This window comes from Sphingomonas sp. BL-S-30 (assembly GCF_055521475.1).
Genome location: NZ_CM145481.1, coordinates 1,987,297 through 2,002,553, shown reverse-complemented (window position 1 = coordinate 2,002,553; position 15,257 = coordinate 1,987,297). Strand labels below are relative to the sequence as shown.

The following is a 15,257-nucleotide window of genomic DNA, read 5'->3' as shown; positions in this document are numbered from 1 at the left end:
AAGCGGCCTTCGTCCCTAGATTGGTCCTACCGCGCTCAGGGAGCGCGCATCCGACGCCGGGAACCCGGCGCATCGCGGGAAAACCACCCGCCAAGAACAAAGGATCGACCGATGGCCGACAAGCAGACTTCGCTGCAAGACCTGTTCCTCAACGCCCTGCGGCGTTCGAAAACCCCGGTGACGATGTTCCTCGTCAAGGGCGTGAAACTCCAGGGCATCGTGACCTGGTTCGACAATTTCTCGGTGCTGCTCCGCCGCGACGGCCAGTCGCAGCTGATCTACAAGCACGCCATCTCGACGATCATGCCCTCGGCCACGGTCGATGTGGCGGCGATCGTCAATGCGGTGGGCGAAGCGCAGAAAAAGGCGCCGCTGCTTCAGGAGATCTTCCTGAACGCAGTCCGCAAGTCCGACGACAATGTCACCATGTTCCTGGTCAATGGCGTCATGCTGCAGGGCCAGATCGCCGCGTTCGATCTGTTCTGCATGCTGCTCCAGCGCGACGGCATGTCGCAGCTCGTCTACAAGCATGCGGTGTCGACCATCCAGCCGGCCCATCCGTTGAATTTGGCTGATGAAACAGCAGGTTCGGAAGACGATTGACCACAGGTTTCGAACGTGATCGCGACGAGTTCGCGCGGGGTGCGCGGGCCGTCGTGGTCTATCCCGAACATGGCGTGTCCTCGCGCGACGCCGCCGCGCGTCTCGACGAGACTGCCGGTCTCGCCGAGGCGATCGGTGTGGTCGTGGCGGAAAAGGTCGCTTTCCGCGTCCGCCAGGCCAAGCCCGCGACCCTGATCGGGTCGGGCCAGGTCGAACAACTCGCCGCGACGATCCGCATGGAGGAGGCGGGGCTCGTCGTGTTCGACGCGCCACTCACGCCGATCCAGCAGCGCAATCTGGAAAAGGCGCTCGAAGCCAAGGTCATCGACCGCACCGGCCTGATCCTCGAGATCTTCGGCGAACGCGCCGCGACCGCCGAGGGGCGGCTGCAGGTCGAACTCGCGCATCTCGACTACCAGGCCGGCCGCCTCGTGCGCAGCTGGACTCACCTCGAACGCCAGCGCGGCGGCTTCGGCTTTCTCGGCGGACCGGGCGAAACCCAGATCGAGGCGGATCGCCGCCTGATCCGCGACCGCATGGCACGGCTCAAGCGCGAACTCGAACAGGTCACCCGCACCCGCGGCCTGCACCGCGACCGCCGCCAGCGCGCGCCCTGGCCGGTGATCGCGCTGGTCGGCTATACCAATGCCGGGAAATCGACGCTTTTCAACCGCTTGACCGGCGCTGACGTCATGGCGGAAGATCTGCTCTTCGCCACGCTCGACCCGACCCTGCGCCAGATCTCGCTGCCCGGCATCGACAAGGCGATCCTCTCCGACACGGTGGGGTTCGTCTCCGAACTGCCGACTCAACTCGTCGCCGCCTTCAAGGCAACACTTGAGGAAGTGATCTCGGCCGACCTGCTGATCCATGTCCGCGACATCGCGCATCCCGACAGCGCCGCGCAAAAGGCCGATGTCGAGGCCGTGCTGACCGAAATCGGCGTCGCCATCACGACGCCGCGGATCGAGGCCTGGAACAAGCTCGACCTGCTCGACGAAGACGACCGCACCGAACGGGTGGGGGAGGCGGAGCACCGCCCCGACGTCGTCGCGCTCTCGGCCATGACCGGGGAAGGGGTCGACACCCTGATCGACAAGGTCGCCGCGCTGCTGACTCAGGCCCATCGCCGCTACCGCATCGAGCTGGCGGCATCCGATGGGGCGGGGGCTGCCTGGCTGCACCAGCATGGCGAGGTGATCTCGCAGGAAATCGAAGACGACAGCGCGGTTTACGAAGTCCGCATGGCGGAACGCGACTTCGAACGCTTCAACCAGCGCAACGATTGATTCGGCGCGCCGCGCCAATCGACTGACGATTAGCGGTAACGCTGCGGGTCAATTTTCGTCAAACCTCCTAAGCGAGCGACCTCGTCCACAACCGGCATCAATTTCGTTGGTTGATTGCACCCAATAAATACCGATGAGTAGCGATAGTCCTTGCCCGTAGCCATTTCCATTTCAAGTAACTGACAATGAGAAACTATCTCGTCTGGGTCGTCCCAAGACTCCATGGAAAATTCCCAGAGTTTAGCCTGTGCGACCAGCATATTCAGATCCGCCATTTGCTTCTCGGATAGGGAAGAACGGCGGACTGGAATAGGGTCCCACCTGTTTTCGGTGCGGCGATTGGTGCCGCCTGTTCTGATGTCGCCTGTGCCGTCGAGATTTTCCGTAATGAAGACGTATCGGTAGAAAGCGCTATGGCCTTCGGTAAACACGAAGCGCATGACCCGCTTATGCTTTCCAGCAAAATCTCGCCATAGCGGCCGCTGCCCTTGATGCTTCAGGCGGCAAGCGGACCACCCTATTTCCGGAAAGTTCTCATAAGCCTCATCGGGGTAGATGCCACATCCCCTCTTTGCCTGTGACTGGCTAGCTGAACCCAAGGCCAGGAAAGCAAAGGCCAAGTAGCCAAAAATTCTAACGGGACGAATAACGGTTTTCACCCTGCCAAACCCCTGGAACTACTCAGTCGCCCAAGATGTTCACATTATGTTCGCACGGTCAAGTGTGATTGAGGCCGCGTTTGCGTAACGCCTCATGATTTCTCCGCGCGCTTCGCCGACACCCAAAGCTCTTCCTTGGCCTCCAGATCCAGCCCGGCAAACGCATCGCCGGCCTCAGCCTCCATCGCCTTGAAACGCCGCTCGAACTTAGCGTTCGCCAACCGCAACGCCGCCTCGGGGTCGACGCCGAGATGCCGGGACCAGTTCACCACCGCGAACAGCAGGTCGCCAATCTCTTCCTCGCGCTCGGCGGAAGAGGCTGCTTCGATCTCGGCGATCTCCTCGTCGATCTTGGCCCGCGCGCCCGATGGATCGGGCCAGTCGAACCCGGTGCGCGCCGCGCGCTTCTGCAGCTTCTCGGCGCGGAGCAAGGCGGGCAAGCCGACCGCGACGCCGTCCAGCGCGCCGGCATCGCCCTTGGCTGCGCGCTCGACCGCCTTCAGCCGCTCCCAATGCTGCTCATGGCCGCCACCGCTGTCGCCGAAGACATGCGGGTGCCGGCGTTCCATCTTGTCGCTGATCGACGCCACGACGTCAGGCAAAGCGAACAGCCCGGCTTCCTCGGCCATGCGGCTGTGGAACACGACCTGGAACAGCAGGTCGCCAAGCTCGTCCTTGAGGTCGGCCATGTCGCCACGCGCGATCGCGTCGGCGACTTCATAGGCTTCCTCGATCGTGTACGGCGCGATCGTGGAGAAATCCTGCGCGACATCCCAGTCGCAGCCATGCTCCGGATCGCGCAGCCGCTCCATGATCGCCACGAGACGCTCGATGTTGGAAGGGCCGATATCGGAAGGACGGCTCACGGACGGGGGAGTCCTGCCCCGGCCATATCCGCTAGTTCGATAATACACATTATGTTAAATTCAGACAGGATCAAAATAGCCCCCTCACGGTGCCTCATCAGCCGAACAGACCGCCAATCGCGGCCCCGGTGCCCATCGCTTGCTGCCACAGCACCACCAGAAGGAACGCGACGCCGAAGATCGCGACCCAGGCCAGCGCCATCTTGAACACGTCGCCGATCGGCAGCCGACGCGCCATCAGCGCGGACAGCGGCAGCAGCAGGATCAGCAGATAATAGATCACATCGGCGGACTGGTCGGTCACGGCATCACCTCCATGCCGTCATACCCCGGTTCAACCCCGGCCGGAAGCGCGGCGCGCAAGGTCGCATAGTCCATCGACTGATCCATATGGATGAACGCGGCCCGGCGCGGCTGCAGTTCCTCGATCCACCCAAGCACGGTCGGCACATCGGGATGAGTCGGGTGCGGCCGATAGCGCAGCGCATCGACGATCCACACGTCCAGGCCCTCATAGAGTGTCCGCATATCGTCGGTCATGATATTGAAATCGGTGGCGTATCCGATCGATCCCGCGGCCGTGTCGAAACGCAGACCCGCCGACAGGATCGTCCCGTGCGGCTGGTCGGTCACCCGCACGGTGATGTCGCCGATGGTGATCGCATCGGGCAGCGCCTCCATCGCGACGGTCGGCGGATACTCGTCATGCCCGAGGAACGCATAAGCGAAGCGCTGGACCAGCGCGTCCCAGGTCGCGGGCCGCGCCAGCCCGCGCACCGGATGGCCCATCGCGTGATAGACTTGCCGCAGATCATCGACGCCGTGGCAATGATCGGCATGGTCGTGAGTCCAGATGACCGCATCGACCGTCGAGACATTGGCCGCGAGCAGCTGCTCGCGCATGTCCGGGCTCGTATCGATCAGGATCCGGGTGGTGTCGGTTTCGACCAGGATCGAGGCCCGCGACCGCCGGTTGCGCGGCTCAGCCGGATCGCAGGCGCCCCAGTCATTGCCGATTCGCGGCACCCCAGACGAGGTGCCGGATCCGAGGATCCGGACCTTCACGCCCCTGCTCTCACGCGCGGGTCTTGGCGAACAATGTGTGGAAGTTCGCGGCCGTTCGCTCGGCCAGCACTGACAATTCCTCGCCGCGCAGCTTCGCTAGGAAAGCCGCCGTATCCGCCACGAATGCCGGCTCGCCCGTCTTCCCGCGATTCGGCACGGGTGCGAGGAAAGGCGCGTCGGTCTCGATCAGCAGCCGCTCGATCGGCAGCCGCGCCGCGGTCTCCTGCAGATCCTTCGCGTTCTTGAACGTCACGATGCCGGAAATCGAGATATAAAGGCCCAGGTCCAGCGCGATATCGGCAAAACCGCCGCTCGCCGTGAAACAATGGATCACGCCGGGATAGGCGCCCTTCCCCATCTCCTCGCGCAAGATCTCGGCCGTATCCTCCTCGGCGTCGCGCGTGTGCACGACGATCGGCAATCCGATCTCGCGCGCGGCGGCGATATGCGCGCGGAAGCTCGCGCGCTGCCGGTCGCGGTCGCTGTGATCATAATAATAATCGAGCCCGCTCTCGCCGATCCCGACGACGCGCGGATGCGCCGCGCGCTCGATCAGCTTCGCCGTGCCGACATCGGGATGCTGGTCCGCCTCATGCGGATGGATGCCGACCGTCGCCCAGACGTCGGGCTCGCGCTCGGCCGTGCCGATCACCGCGTCCCATTCGCTCTCGCGCGTCGCGATGTTGAGCATCGCCGAGACGCCCCGGGCCCGCGCCCGCGCCAGGATTTCGGGCTGCTGCTCGGCCAGCCCCTTATAGTTGAGGTGACAATGGCTGTCGGCGAACATCAGGCCTCCGTCAGCTCCAGCCGCGGGAACACGCCGCTCGGCGCCGGCAAGGGCGTGCCCGCCACCACCGCCATGCCCAGCGCGTCGAAGTCGCGCGCCGCGGCGTCCTGGCCCAGCAGGTCGAGCAGCCGGTCGGCACCGTCCGGGATCGCCCAGCGCGCCATCACCGCGATCCGCCGGATCGCCTCGATCGTCAGGTGCAGAATGGCATCGGCGCGTTCCGGATCGGTCTTGCGCACGCTCCACGGCGCCGCATCGGCAAAATACTGGTTGGCGTCCCGCGCCGCGGACCACACTGCCTCGAGCGCATTGTGGATAGCCAGATCCTTCATCGCCTCGTGCAGCGCCGCCTCGGCTGCGGTAACGCTGGCAAGCAGCGCTTCGTCGGCTTCGGTGCGCGCACCGGCGGGCGGCACCTTGCCATCGCAATTCTTCGCGACGATCGACAGGCATCGCTGCGCCAGATTGCCGAGATTGTTCGCCAGGTCCGCATTGCACCGCGTCACGATCGCTTCTTCCGAATAGCTCCCGTCCTGGCCGAAGCTCACTTCGCGCAGCAGGAAGTAACGCAAGGCATCGACCCCGAAACGCTCGACCAGCTCCATCGGGTCGGTGACGTTCCCGACGGATTTCGACATCTTCTCGCCCCGGTTGAGCAGGAAGCCATGCCCGAACACCTGTTTCGGCAGCGCCAGCTTCGCCGACATCAGGAAAGCCGGCCAATAAACGGCATGGAATCGCACGATATCCTTGCCGATCACGTGCAGATCGGCCGGCCAGTAGCGCGCCATGTCGGCATCATTATCGGGATAACCCGCCCCGGTCAGATAATTGGTCAGCGCGTCGACCCAGACATACATCACATGCCCCGGGCTGCCCGGCACCTTCACGCCCCAGTCGAAGCTGGTGCGCGACACCGACAGGTCGGAAAGCCCGCCCTCGACGAAGCGCATCACTTCGTTGCGCCGCGCCTCGGGCCGGATGAAATCGGGCTGGGATTCGTACAGGTCGAGCAGCGGCTGCTGATATTTCGACAAACGGAAGAACCAGGTCTCCTCGACCGTCCATTCGACCGGCGTGCCCTGGGGAGAGACTTTGCCCCCTTCCCCCTCCACGAGTTCCTTCTCGTCGTAGAACGCCTCGTCGCGGACCGAGTACCAGCCCTCATATTTGTCCATATACAGGTCGCCGGCCGCTTCCATCGCCCGCCAGATCGCTGCGCTGGCGGCGTGATGGCTCGGCTCGACGGTGCGGATGAAGCGATCGTACGAGATGTTCAGACGATCATCCATTTCCTTGAAATAGGACGACATTTCATCGGCGAGTGCGCGCGTCTCCACAACGCGGTCGCGTGCCGTCTGGACCATCTTCAGGCCATGCTCGTCGGTCCCGGTCTGGAACCGCACGTCGCGCCCCGCCTGGCGGTGATAGCGCGCGATCGCGTCGGTCGCGATCGCCTCATAGGCATGGCCGATATGCGGCCGCCCGTTCGGATAGCTGATCGCGGTGGTGATGTAATAAGGCTGACCCATGCCCGGCCTCCTAGCGCGGTTGCCGGGCGATTAGAACACCCAACGGGTTTTGGTGGTTAAGGGCATCGGATCAAGTCGGCGGCATGTTGAGGCCGATCTATCCGGCGGACAGATATTAAATCCACTATCGGATACGAATGTTATTCGAGACAATACCGTGAAATAATCCGGCATATCGTCAGCCTTATCCACAGATTCATGAAGATGTCTGGCTTTATTAAATAAAAATGATGCGAAAATGACAAGGTTGTATTGATTGTGTTACAGCCACTGTAACATTTCTGACCATCATCATCTGTAGCGGCCTCGGAACCGGGACGGGATGTCCCGCTTAAAGGGATTCTACACATGCATGATCGCAAAGCCTTCCGGGTTCAGCTGCTGTTGGGCGGCGCCCTGCTGGCAACCCTGGCAGTACCGGCTTTCGCCGAGACCGCGCCCGCGCCCGCCGCGGCGGCCGCCGCGGACGAGACCAAGCCCGCCGACGCGCCCGAAGCGGATAGCGGCCAGATCGCCGATATCGTCGTGACCGCACTCAAGCGCGAAACCAATCTCCAGCAGACGCCGATCGCCATCTCGGTGATCAGCCCCACGGTGATCGCCGATCGCCATGTGCAGAGCCTGATCGACCTGGCCGACGGCGCCATCCCGTCGCTGCGCATCGCCACCTTCGAGGCGCGCCAGTCGGCGCTGACCGTCGGCATCCGCGGCATCGTGCCGTTCGACGCGAACCAGACGGCGCGCGACCAGGGCGTCGGTGTCTATATCGACGGCGTCTATCTCGGCCGCCAGCAGGGCCTTAACGCCGCGCTGTTCGATGTCGAGCGCGTGGAAGTGCTGCGCGGCCCGCAGGGCACGCTGTTCGGCCGCAATACTGAAGGCGGCGCGCTCAGCATCGTCACCAAGGCGCCGACCGGCGAATTCGACGGCCGCGTCTCCGCCGGCATCGGCAATTTCGGGCAATATGACGGGCAGGTCCATCTCGACCTCCCCGCCTTCCACAATTTCGCGGTCAAGCTCGACGGCGTGATCCAGCATCAGGATCCCATGGTGAAGGATCCGCTCGCGGGCCAGATCGGCTGGAACGCCTATAATCGCGTTGGCGGCCGCATCTCCGCGCGCTGGCAGCCGTTCGACGGCTTCACCGCGGACTTCTCGTTCGACAAGGCCAAGGACGAAAACACGCCCTTTTACAGCCAGCTGATCAACTACAACCCGCTGGGCCGCACCGTCGGCGTGTACACCGGCACCACGCTCGGGCCGCCCCCCGGCGGCACCTGCACCCCCGCCTGCATCGCGCCGCTGCCGCCGCTGGTCGGCGTCCATCCGGATCGACAGGACGTCGCCGATGTCGGCGTCCCGCAGCAGTACAGCGTGGACCGGACCAGCGGCGAAAGCGCCAAGCTTTCCTACAAGATCTCGCCCGCGCTCGAGCTTCGCTCGATCACCGCGTGGCGCAAGGTTTCCGCCAACCAGTGGGACAATTCGGGCGGCCCGGAGCGCGTGCCGTTCGTGCCCAACGGCAAGTTCAGCCGCTACAGCCTCTCGGACCTGTATCAGAGCCAGTTCAGCCAGGAATTCCAGGCCGTCGGCAGCATCCCCCAGTTGGATTACGTCGCGGGCCTCTATTATTTCAACGAACAGGCCCGGGAATCGGCGGCGACTCCGTCGTCCAACCAGTGGAACGCGACCGGCACTTCCTACACCATCCTGCCGTCCCAGGTGTTCGGCGCGATCAATTCGGGCAATCAGGGCTGGGACTATAATTCGCGCTTCCTGCAGCGCGCCAGCTTCGCCCGCACCCGTAGCTATGCCGCCTTCGGCCAGGCGACCTACACGCCTGACTTCGCCGATGTGCTGCACCTGACGGTCGGCGGCCGCTACACCAAGGACAAGCGCGACGGCGTGCTCTACCTCGTGTCGGGCGTGCCGACCAATTACCAGCTCCATTATGATCGCGGCCGGTTCGATCCGATGGTCACCCTGGCGTTCGACGCGACGCCGGACGTCAACCTCTACGCCAAATATTCGACCGGTTTCCGCGCCGGCGGCGCGAACGACCGTTCGTCGAACTTCTCGGCTTTCGGGCCGGAATCGGTGAAGGCCTATGAGATCGGCGCCAAGATGGACCTGCTCGATCGCAAGGTCCGCATCAACCTTGCCGGGTATATCATGGATCGGTCGGGGACTCAGATCGACTTCGACAATGTCGATACCAACCAGTTCCTGCCCGGCACCACGACGCCCAACCCGAACTTCAACCTGCACACCGAGAATACGGCGAATGCGCCTGGCATGTCGAAGATCCGGGGCTTCGAGGCGGACGTTACCGTGCGCCCGATCGAGCACCTGACGCTCGGGGCATCCTATGCCTATACCTACACCAAGGTGCCGCTGACGCCCAACCCGAACCCCGGGCCGACCTTCGGCGTGCCGACTCAGGTGTTCGTGGTCTATACCCCGCCAAACGCCGCGTCGGGCTATGTCGACTATGAGGTGCCGGTCGGCGGCGACGACATGAAGGTCCGCCTGCACCTGGACACCAATTACGCTGACGCGGACTACAGCTTCCAGGCGGAAAATGTGAAGACCGACTCCAGCTTCATCGTGAACGGCCGCCTCGCTTTGGCGGACGTCCGGATCAGCGAGGCGAACAAGGCGACCTTCTCGGTCTGGGCGCGCAACCTGCTCGATGAGCAGCACATCTATCGCCGCTCGGGCGCCAACGACGCCGTGCTCGGCAGCTATGCGAACTTCAACCCGCCGCGCACTTTCGGCGGCGAAGTGAGCGTCAACTTCTGATCGATCTTCCGGGCACCCGCGCGGTGCCCGGATCGCCCGGGAAACAGTCGACCCGGACCGACCATCGCGTCGGTCCGGGTCGATCTGTCTCTCCTATTCAGCTTACGCCTTTCTACTCTTCCCCGGCGAAGGCCTTATGATGCCCCTCACCGATGCAGCGGCAACACCACCACCGCGCGCAACCCAGGCCCCGCATCCTCCAGCACCAGCCTGCCATCATGCAGGCGCGCGATCGCGTCGACCAGGGTCAGTCCCAGCCCCTGCCCCACCGGCTTGCCCTCGGCCTCGAGCCGCCCAAACCGTCGGATCACGGTATCGTGCGCGGCCGCCGGAATGCCCGGCCCATCATCGGCCACGCTGACCGCGACCGAATGCCCGCGCCGCTCCACGCCCACCATGATGCGCGTGCCCGCCGGCGTATGCCGGATGGCGTTCTCGACCAGGTTGACCAGCATCTGGCGCAGCAGGTTCGGGTCGCCGCGCACGCTCAGCCCGTCCAGGATATCGAGCTGCAGCACGTGCACGTCGTCCTCGGCGACGTGCAGCAACGCCTCCCCGACATCGCGCACCAGGTCGCTCATCGCCACATCGGCAAAGCGCTCGCGGCGATGACCGCCCTCGATTTCCCATAGCCGCAACAGGCTGCCGAACAGCTCGATGATCTGGTCGGTCTGCTCCAGCACATCGGCGATATCGGCGCCGATCGGGTCCTCTTCCGATCGCCGGGCGATGGCGGCGACGCGCGCGCGCAAACGGGCCAGCGGGCTTTTCAGCTCATGCGTCACGTCCTTGGCGGCATGCTTGATGTTCGCCATCAGCTCGTCGATCCGGTCGAGCATGCGGTTGAACGCCGCCGCCTGCCGGTCGAACTCGCTGCGCGATCCGTCGAGCGGCACCCGGCTCTTCAGATCGCCCTCCATCACCGCATCGACCGTGCGCTGCATCGCGCGCATCCGCCCGCCGATCACCATCATGATGCCGATCGCGCCGCCGATCACGATCAGCGCGGTGATGCCCAGCCCGATCAGCTGGACGCGGAACAGCATCCGGTCGAAATCGTCGACGACGTCATTGTCGGACACGACGACCAGCGTGTCGCCGCCCCCCACCCTGCGCGCCAGCGCCCGGCCATGCGCGACGCCTTCGACCGCGGCATCGTCGCCGAAATCGGAATAGCCGATCGGCGGCAGTCGCTTCAGCCGCAATTCCCCGGCGATCCGCCGGCCGCTCCCGTCGACGAGCATGTAGAACAGGTCGGCGGTGTCATGGTCGTCCTGCGCGGCCTCGATCCGCTCGATCATCGCTTTGCGGGAGATGCCGCCGCTGATCGCGCTGGCTTCGCTCGCCAGGCGGCGATCGACCTCGCGGCGCAACGCGTCGCTGTCGATCCGGTAGCTGACGATGCGGATCGCCACCAGCGCGACCAGGAAGACGACCACATAGACCGTCATGATCGCGCGGAGGGACCGGGGCCGCATCAGCTCTTGTCGGTGATCATGTATCCGACGCCGCGAATCGTGACGATCGGGTCGGTCTCGCCCGGCTTGTTGAGATGCAGCCTCAGGTGGCGGATATAGGATTCGATGATGTTGGTGGTCGGTTCGAAATCATATTTCCAGACATTCTGGTAGAACATCTGCCGGGTGACGATGCTGTTCGCGTTGCGCACCAGCTCGCACAGCACCTGGAATTCGAGCTTGGGCAGCACGAGCTGGCGGCCGGCGCGGGTGGCGCGGTACTTGATCTCGTTCACTTCGATGTCGCCGACCCGCATGATGCCGGAATCGCCCGATCGCGCGGCGCGGCGGACGATCGCGCGCAGGCGCGCATCGATCTCGGCCGGCGCCGCCGGCTTGATCAGATAGTCGTCGGCGCCCGCGTCGAGCCCGGTCAGCCGCTGGTCGAGATCGGCCAGCGCGGTCAGCATGATGATCGGCACCTCGATATCGCGCTCGCGCAGCAGCTTCGCGACGCCGACCCCATCGACATAGGGCAGCATCACGTCGAGCAGCACGGCCTCGAACTTGCCCTCGGTAACCGCCACGATCGCGGCCCGGCCATCCGCCGCGACCATCGTCTCGTGCCCCAGCTCCTCCAGGTCGGCGACCAGCTGTTTCGCCGCGCGCGGATCATCCTCCACGACCAGAAGTCGCATGTTTTCGGCCCTCAATGGGAAGTCGGTGACGCTCCTCCCTTATCCTTTACGCAGCCGATCTCAACCGGTCAGTGCGGGCGTGACGCCAACAGGCTTTCGGCGCAGTCGAGGATCGTCTCCCGGGCCGGGCGCGGCGCGAATCCGAGCATTTCCCATGACGTCAAAGGGTGAAGCGTGTTCGGGAAAAAAGCGATTCGCTGGCTGTTTCTCGTCGCATCGTGTTCAAGCGGAGAAAGAGCAGGACCGTGCCCGACGCCCCATGCTCGCATGGGCAGCAAGGCTGTCTGTCGGAGCCTCTGCGCGATCCTCCATGCCGTAATCGCGGATGACGCTCGCGACGCGAAGCCTGTAGGTCGCGAAAACACCCGCACGTCCCCGGACTTGTGCGGCGCGATGGGCGGTCGTGTTTCGCCATTGTTGGACAGCCTGTTCGTCCCGGAAGAACGACAGGGAGACCATGCGGTTTGGAACGGACATGCTCTGAAAACGCTCGACCGACAGGAATCCGTCGACCGCCGCCAGTTCATCGCGCAACGCCGCGGCGAGCGCGAGATATTGGTCCATCCGCCCATCGGCCAGATCGACCTCGAAAATCACGGCGATCACCGCTGCACCCGCAGCGCATGGGGTGCAGATACACGGCGAAGGAATGTCCGCTCCTCACGCCTTATGAAGCGCTCGCGCCTGGCGAACTCGTAATTTTCCCGGCCCAGGGGATCGTCCCTGAGGCGGGCACGATAGGCCTCATAGGCAGCAAGATCATCCACGTTGTAGAGTCCATAGGCGGTCGTGGCCGACCCTTCGTGCGGGGCGAAATAGCCGATCAGATCCGCCCCGCAACGCGGTATCGCCTGCCCCCAGTTGCGAGCATATTCTTCGAAGGCATCGATACGAAACGGATCGATCTCGTAGCGGATGAAGCATGTAATCATGAACGGCCTCCCGGCTGTTGTTGCCGGGGTCTTCGTAGATCGCGCATATGCGGCTATGCTTCGGCCGCTGTCGAAGCATGAGCGGCGCCTTTCGTGCGAAGCCATCTGTAATATCACCTGTTCCGTCTGGACGATCGATGCTGACCACAAGCGGGATTGCCGAAATTGCCGCGCTGGTAGGCGATCCCGCCCGTACCGCCATGCTGGTCGCCCTCATGGCCGGTCGTGCGCTGACCGCGACTGAGTTGGCGAACGTCGCAGGGATCATGCCGCAAACGGCAAGCAGCCACCTTGGTCGCCTGACCGATGCCGGGCTGCTGACGGTCGAGCGGCAAGGGCGGCACCGGTATCACCGGCTCGCCTCGTCGACCGTCGCCACCATGATCGAGGGAATCATGGCGGTAGCGGCAGAGCCGGGAAACCGCCCAAATCGCACGGTGCGGACAGGGCCTCGCGACGCGGCGATGCGGCGGGCACGCTCCTGCTACGACCATCTTGCCGGCGAAATCGCCGTCGCGATGGCCGATCGTATGGGCGAGCATGGTCATATCCGACATTTGGCGGACGGCGGCGAGCTGACTGTCGGGGGTGTCGCCTTCCTTCGATCGATCGGGGTCGATGTGGATGCCGCGCTGGCGCGGGTTACCCGGCGTCGGCTTTTCTGCCGCCCCTGTCTCGACTGGAGCGAACGCCGTCCGCATATCGCCGGCACGATCGGTGCCGCCTTGTTGACTGCCTGTTTCGAACAGGGGTGGATGCGGCCGATCGACGGTTCCCGGGCGGTCACGATAACGCGCTCGGGTAGCCGCGCGCTCGACGCCAATTTCGGCATCGACCATGACGGCAGCGCGGATTGATGACCAGGAGCGGTGATACGCTGAACCATAGGGCGAGCGCGTTCAATACTGTGGCTGACTATCAGTGGCGCCGCCGCACGTTGAACACCGAGCTGCCAGGACCGAAGATCTAGGCTTCGCCCAGTTTCGCCACCAGCCCGGCCATCTCGTACACCGTCGCCTGCGAATCGAGCGACAGGCCACGTGCGCTCGCCGCCAGGGCTCGCGCGGCGTCATAGCTGTCGAGCGCGGTTTGCAGCCGCCGCCCCTGCCGCGACGGCGCGACCGAGGCGATGAAGGCGGGCGCCCGGTCGAGGAACGCCTCGTAGCGCGGTTGCGCCGCCTTGAGGGCGAGCAGCTTGGCAAGCTTGGTCCGCCGCGCATTGCCCGGATCGCCATCGCGCGCGATCGCGGCCAGGGCATCGTCCAGCTTGGCCAGTTCCAGCCCGGCAAAGCCCAGCGCCCGGCCCGGCGCACCCTGTCCGGCCTTTACCAGCGCGGCGATCTCCGCGTCGTCGCACTGCGGGAGTTCCGCCCGCAGCACGCCGGTCATCACCTTGTCGTCGAGCGGATCGAAGCGCAGCAGCCGGCAGCGCGACCGGATCGTCGGCAGCAGCCGGCCCGGCGCATGGCTGATCAGCAGGAAGATCGTGCCGGCGGGCGGCTCCTCGAGGTTCTTGAGCAGCGCGTTCGCCCCGCCCCGCTCGAGATCGTCGATCGCGTCGATCAGCACGACCCGCCGCGACGACATGGACGGCGTCGTCGCGAACATCGGCTGGAGCGCGCGGACCTGCGCGATGGTGATGCTCCGCGCGAGATCCTGTCCCGGCTTGTCGGCATCCTTGGGCTGGCGCGCCAGTTCGCGATAATCGGGGTGCGATCCGGCCGCGATCAGCGATCGGGCGCGATTGCCCTCGGGGACCTCGAACCCCGGCGCCAGGGTGCCGGGCGAGGCGCCTTCCGCCAGCAGGCGCAGCGCCGCCGCTTTCGCAAAGCTGGCCTTGCCCACGCCCTCGGGCCCGGCGAACAGCCAGGCATGGTGCAGCGCGCCGCTCTCCATCGCCGCCGCGAAGGCCGCATGCGCCGCGTCGTTGCCGGCCGGCAAGGTCACGGCAGCAGGTCTTCCAGATTGGCGAGCAGGGCCTGGGTCACCGTGTCGGGCGTGCCCGATGCGTCGATCAGCCGTACCCGCTCGGGCTCGTGCTCGGCGAAACGCCGGAACGCTGCCGCGACATCGGCATGGAAGGCATCGCCCCGCGCCGCGAAGCGATCGGCTCCTGCCCCATCGCGGATCTCGGCCCGGGCGCGCCCCTGTTCGGGCGGGACTTCGAGTATGAAGGTCCGGTCGGGCAGCAGCCCGCGCGAGCCGAAAGCGTGCAGCGCGAGCACGGCGGCATCGTCGATCCCGCCCGCCACGCCTTGATAGGCGCGCGAGCTGTCGATGAACCGATCGCAGATCACCCAGGTCCCGGCGCCGACCGCCGGGCGGATCATCTTCTCGACATGGTCGGCGCGGGCGGCGGCGAACAGCAAAGCTTCGCTATGCGGGCTCCAGCGTGTGACCTCGCCCTGCATCAACAGCCCGCGGATCGCCTCGGCGCCCTCGCTGCCGCCGGGTTCGCGCGTCACCAGCGTCTCGATGCCGCGCGCGCCCAGCGCCTCGGCCAGCCGCTTCGCCTGAGTCGATTTGCCGGCCCCCTCCCCGCCCTCGAGCGAGATGAAGCGACCCAT

16 protein-coding genes are annotated in these 15,257 nt (G+C 65.0%); 4 read left to right on the top strand and 12 right to left on the bottom strand.

Going from position 1 to position 15,257, the window contains the following annotated elements; translation table 11 throughout:
- The first annotated feature begins 111 nt into the window (after positions 1 to 111).
- Both hfq and hflX read left to right on the top strand, forming a co-directional pair.
- Positions 112 to 603, top strand: coding sequence for an RNA chaperone Hfq (hfq, locus tag ACZ1I5_RS09180; protein WP_443025211.1), 492 nt, complete (start codon positions 112 to 114; stop codon positions 601 to 603).
- On the top strand, positions 600 to 1,892 hold the full coding sequence (gene hflX, locus ACZ1I5_RS09175; RefSeq protein WP_465173383.1) for a GTPase HflX: 1,293 nt from the start codon (positions 600 to 602) through the stop codon (positions 1,890 to 1,892). Before hfq ends, hflX begins: the two co-directional genes overlap by 4 nt.
- Before the next feature lie 29 nt (positions 1,893 to 1,921).
- On the opposite strand, the gene ACZ1I5_RS09170 is transcribed toward hflX, so the two are convergent.
- The 6 genes from ACZ1I5_RS09170 to metG all read right to left on the bottom strand — a co-directional run bounded on the left by ACZ1I5_RS09170 (position 1,922) and on the right by metG (position 6,801).
- The gene (locus tag ACZ1I5_RS09170) at positions 1,922 to 2,551 is read right to left on the bottom strand and encodes a hypothetical protein (protein WP_465173382.1); all 630 of its coding nucleotides are present in this window, start codon (positions 2,549 to 2,551) and stop codon (positions 1,922 to 1,924) included.
- 92 nt (positions 2,552 to 2,643) lie between these two features.
- Complete coding sequence (gene mazG / locus ACZ1I5_RS09165) at positions 2,644 to 3,417, bottom strand: nucleoside triphosphate pyrophosphohydrolase (protein ID WP_465173381.1); 774 nt, start codon at positions 3,415 to 3,417, stop codon at positions 2,644 to 2,646.
- Between the two features lie 97 nt (positions 3,418 to 3,514).
- Complete coding sequence (locus tag ACZ1I5_RS09160; RefSeq protein ID WP_465173380.1) at positions 3,515 to 3,721, bottom strand: hypothetical protein; 207 nt, start codon at positions 3,719 to 3,721, stop codon at positions 3,515 to 3,517.
- Positions 3,718 to 4,482, bottom strand: coding sequence for an MBL fold metallo-hydrolase (locus tag ACZ1I5_RS09155; RefSeq protein WP_465173379.1), 765 nt, complete (start codon positions 4,480 to 4,482; stop codon positions 3,718 to 3,720). The genes ACZ1I5_RS09160 and ACZ1I5_RS09155 overlap by 4 nt, the downstream gene beginning before the upstream one ends.
- Positions 4,483 to 4,492: 10 nt before the next feature.
- On the bottom strand, positions 4,493 to 5,269 hold the full coding sequence (locus tag ACZ1I5_RS09150) for a TatD family hydrolase (RefSeq protein WP_465173378.1): 777 nt from the start codon (positions 5,267 to 5,269) through the stop codon (positions 4,493 to 4,495).
- Positions 5,269 to 6,801, bottom strand: coding sequence for a methionine--tRNA ligase (gene metG / locus ACZ1I5_RS09145; RefSeq protein ID WP_465173377.1), 1,533 nt, complete (start codon positions 6,799 to 6,801; stop codon positions 5,269 to 5,271). The genes ACZ1I5_RS09150 and metG overlap by 1 nt, the downstream gene beginning before the upstream one ends.
- Before the next feature lie 348 nt (positions 6,802 to 7,149).
- On the opposite strand from metG, the gene ACZ1I5_RS09140 reads away from it, so the two are divergent.
- On the top strand, positions 7,150 to 9,603 hold the full coding sequence (locus tag ACZ1I5_RS09140; protein ID WP_465173376.1) for a TonB-dependent receptor: 2,454 nt from the start codon (positions 7,150 to 7,152) through the stop codon (positions 9,601 to 9,603).
- A 146-nt stretch (positions 9,604 to 9,749) separates the two neighbouring features.
- On the opposite strand, the gene ACZ1I5_RS09135 is transcribed toward ACZ1I5_RS09140, so the two are convergent.
- The 4 genes from ACZ1I5_RS09135 to ACZ1I5_RS09120 all read right to left on the bottom strand — a co-directional run bounded on the left by ACZ1I5_RS09135 (position 9,750) and on the right by ACZ1I5_RS09120 (position 12,690).
- The gene (locus tag ACZ1I5_RS09135; RefSeq protein WP_465173375.1) at positions 9,750 to 11,081 is read right to left on the bottom strand and encodes a HAMP domain-containing sensor histidine kinase; all 1,332 of its coding nucleotides are present in this window, start codon (positions 11,079 to 11,081) and stop codon (positions 9,750 to 9,752) included.
- On the bottom strand, positions 11,081 to 11,758 hold the full coding sequence (locus ACZ1I5_RS09130; protein ID WP_465173374.1) for a response regulator transcription factor: 678 nt from the start codon (positions 11,756 to 11,758) through the stop codon (positions 11,081 to 11,083). The genes ACZ1I5_RS09135 and ACZ1I5_RS09130 overlap by 1 nt, the downstream gene beginning before the upstream one ends.
- Before the next feature lie 222 nt (positions 11,759 to 11,980).
- Positions 11,981 to 12,364, bottom strand: a complete 384-nt coding sequence (locus tag ACZ1I5_RS09125) for an antibiotic biosynthesis monooxygenase family protein (RefSeq protein WP_465173373.1) — start codon at positions 12,362 to 12,364, stop codon at positions 11,981 to 11,983.
- A complete protein-coding gene (locus ACZ1I5_RS09120) occupies positions 12,361 to 12,690 on the bottom strand; it encodes an NIPSNAP family protein (RefSeq protein ID WP_465173372.1) in 330 nt (109 codons plus the stop codon). The genes ACZ1I5_RS09125 and ACZ1I5_RS09120 overlap by 4 nt, the downstream gene beginning before the upstream one ends.
- 137 nt (positions 12,691 to 12,827) lie before the next feature.
- Between ACZ1I5_RS09120 and ACZ1I5_RS09115 the strand changes: the two genes are divergently transcribed.
- On the top strand, positions 12,828 to 13,547 hold the full coding sequence (locus tag ACZ1I5_RS09115; protein ID WP_465173371.1) for an ArsR/SmtB family transcription factor: 720 nt from the start codon (positions 12,828 to 12,830) through the stop codon (positions 13,545 to 13,547).
- A 109-nt stretch (positions 13,548 to 13,656) separates the two neighbouring features.
- Here the strand turns inward: ACZ1I5_RS09115 and ACZ1I5_RS09110 are convergent, their stop codons facing one another.
- On the bottom strand, positions 13,657 to 14,637 hold the full coding sequence (locus ACZ1I5_RS09110; RefSeq protein ID WP_465173370.1) for an AAA family ATPase: 981 nt from the start codon (positions 14,635 to 14,637) through the stop codon (positions 13,657 to 13,659).
- A complete protein-coding gene (tmk, locus tag ACZ1I5_RS09105; protein ID WP_465173369.1) occupies positions 14,634 to 15,257 on the bottom strand; it encodes a dTMP kinase in 624 nt (207 codons plus the stop codon). Before tmk ends, ACZ1I5_RS09110 begins: the two co-directional genes overlap by 4 nt.

What these genes read in the sequence shown, in the direction of transcription:
- tmk (WP_465173369.1), bottom strand. Translation starts at nt 15,257, where the DNA reads ATGGGTCGCTTCATCTCGCTCGAGGGCGGGGAGGGGGCCGGCAAATCG.
- ACZ1I5_RS09130 (WP_465173374.1), bottom strand. Translation starts at nt 11,758, where the DNA reads ATGCGACTTCTGGTCGTGGAGGATGATCCGCGCGCGGCGAAACAGCTG.
- metG (WP_465173377.1), bottom strand. Translation starts at nt 6,801, where the DNA reads ATGGGTCAGCCTTATTACATCACCACCGCGATCAGCTATCCGAACGGG.
- ACZ1I5_RS09135 (WP_465173375.1), bottom strand. Translation starts at nt 11,081, where the DNA reads ATGCGGCCCCGGTCCCTCCGCGCGATCATGACGGTCTATGTGGTCGTC.
- ACZ1I5_RS09140 (WP_465173376.1), top strand. Translation starts at nt 7,150, where the DNA reads ATGCATGATCGCAAAGCCTTCCGGGTTCAGCTGCTGTTGGGCGGCGCC.
- ACZ1I5_RS09120 (WP_465173372.1), bottom strand. Translation starts at nt 12,690, where the DNA reads ATGATTACATGCTTCATCCGCTACGAGATCGATCCGTTTCGTATCGAT.
- ACZ1I5_RS09150 (WP_465173378.1), bottom strand. Translation starts at nt 5,269, where the DNA reads ATGTTCGCCGACAGCCATTGTCACCTCAACTATAAGGGGCTGGCCGAG.
- ACZ1I5_RS09115 (WP_465173371.1), top strand. Translation starts at nt 12,828, where the DNA reads ATGCTGACCACAAGCGGGATTGCCGAAATTGCCGCGCTGGTAGGCGAT.
- hfq (WP_443025211.1), top strand. Translation starts at nt 112, where the DNA reads ATGGCCGACAAGCAGACTTCGCTGCAAGACCTGTTCCTCAACGCCCTG.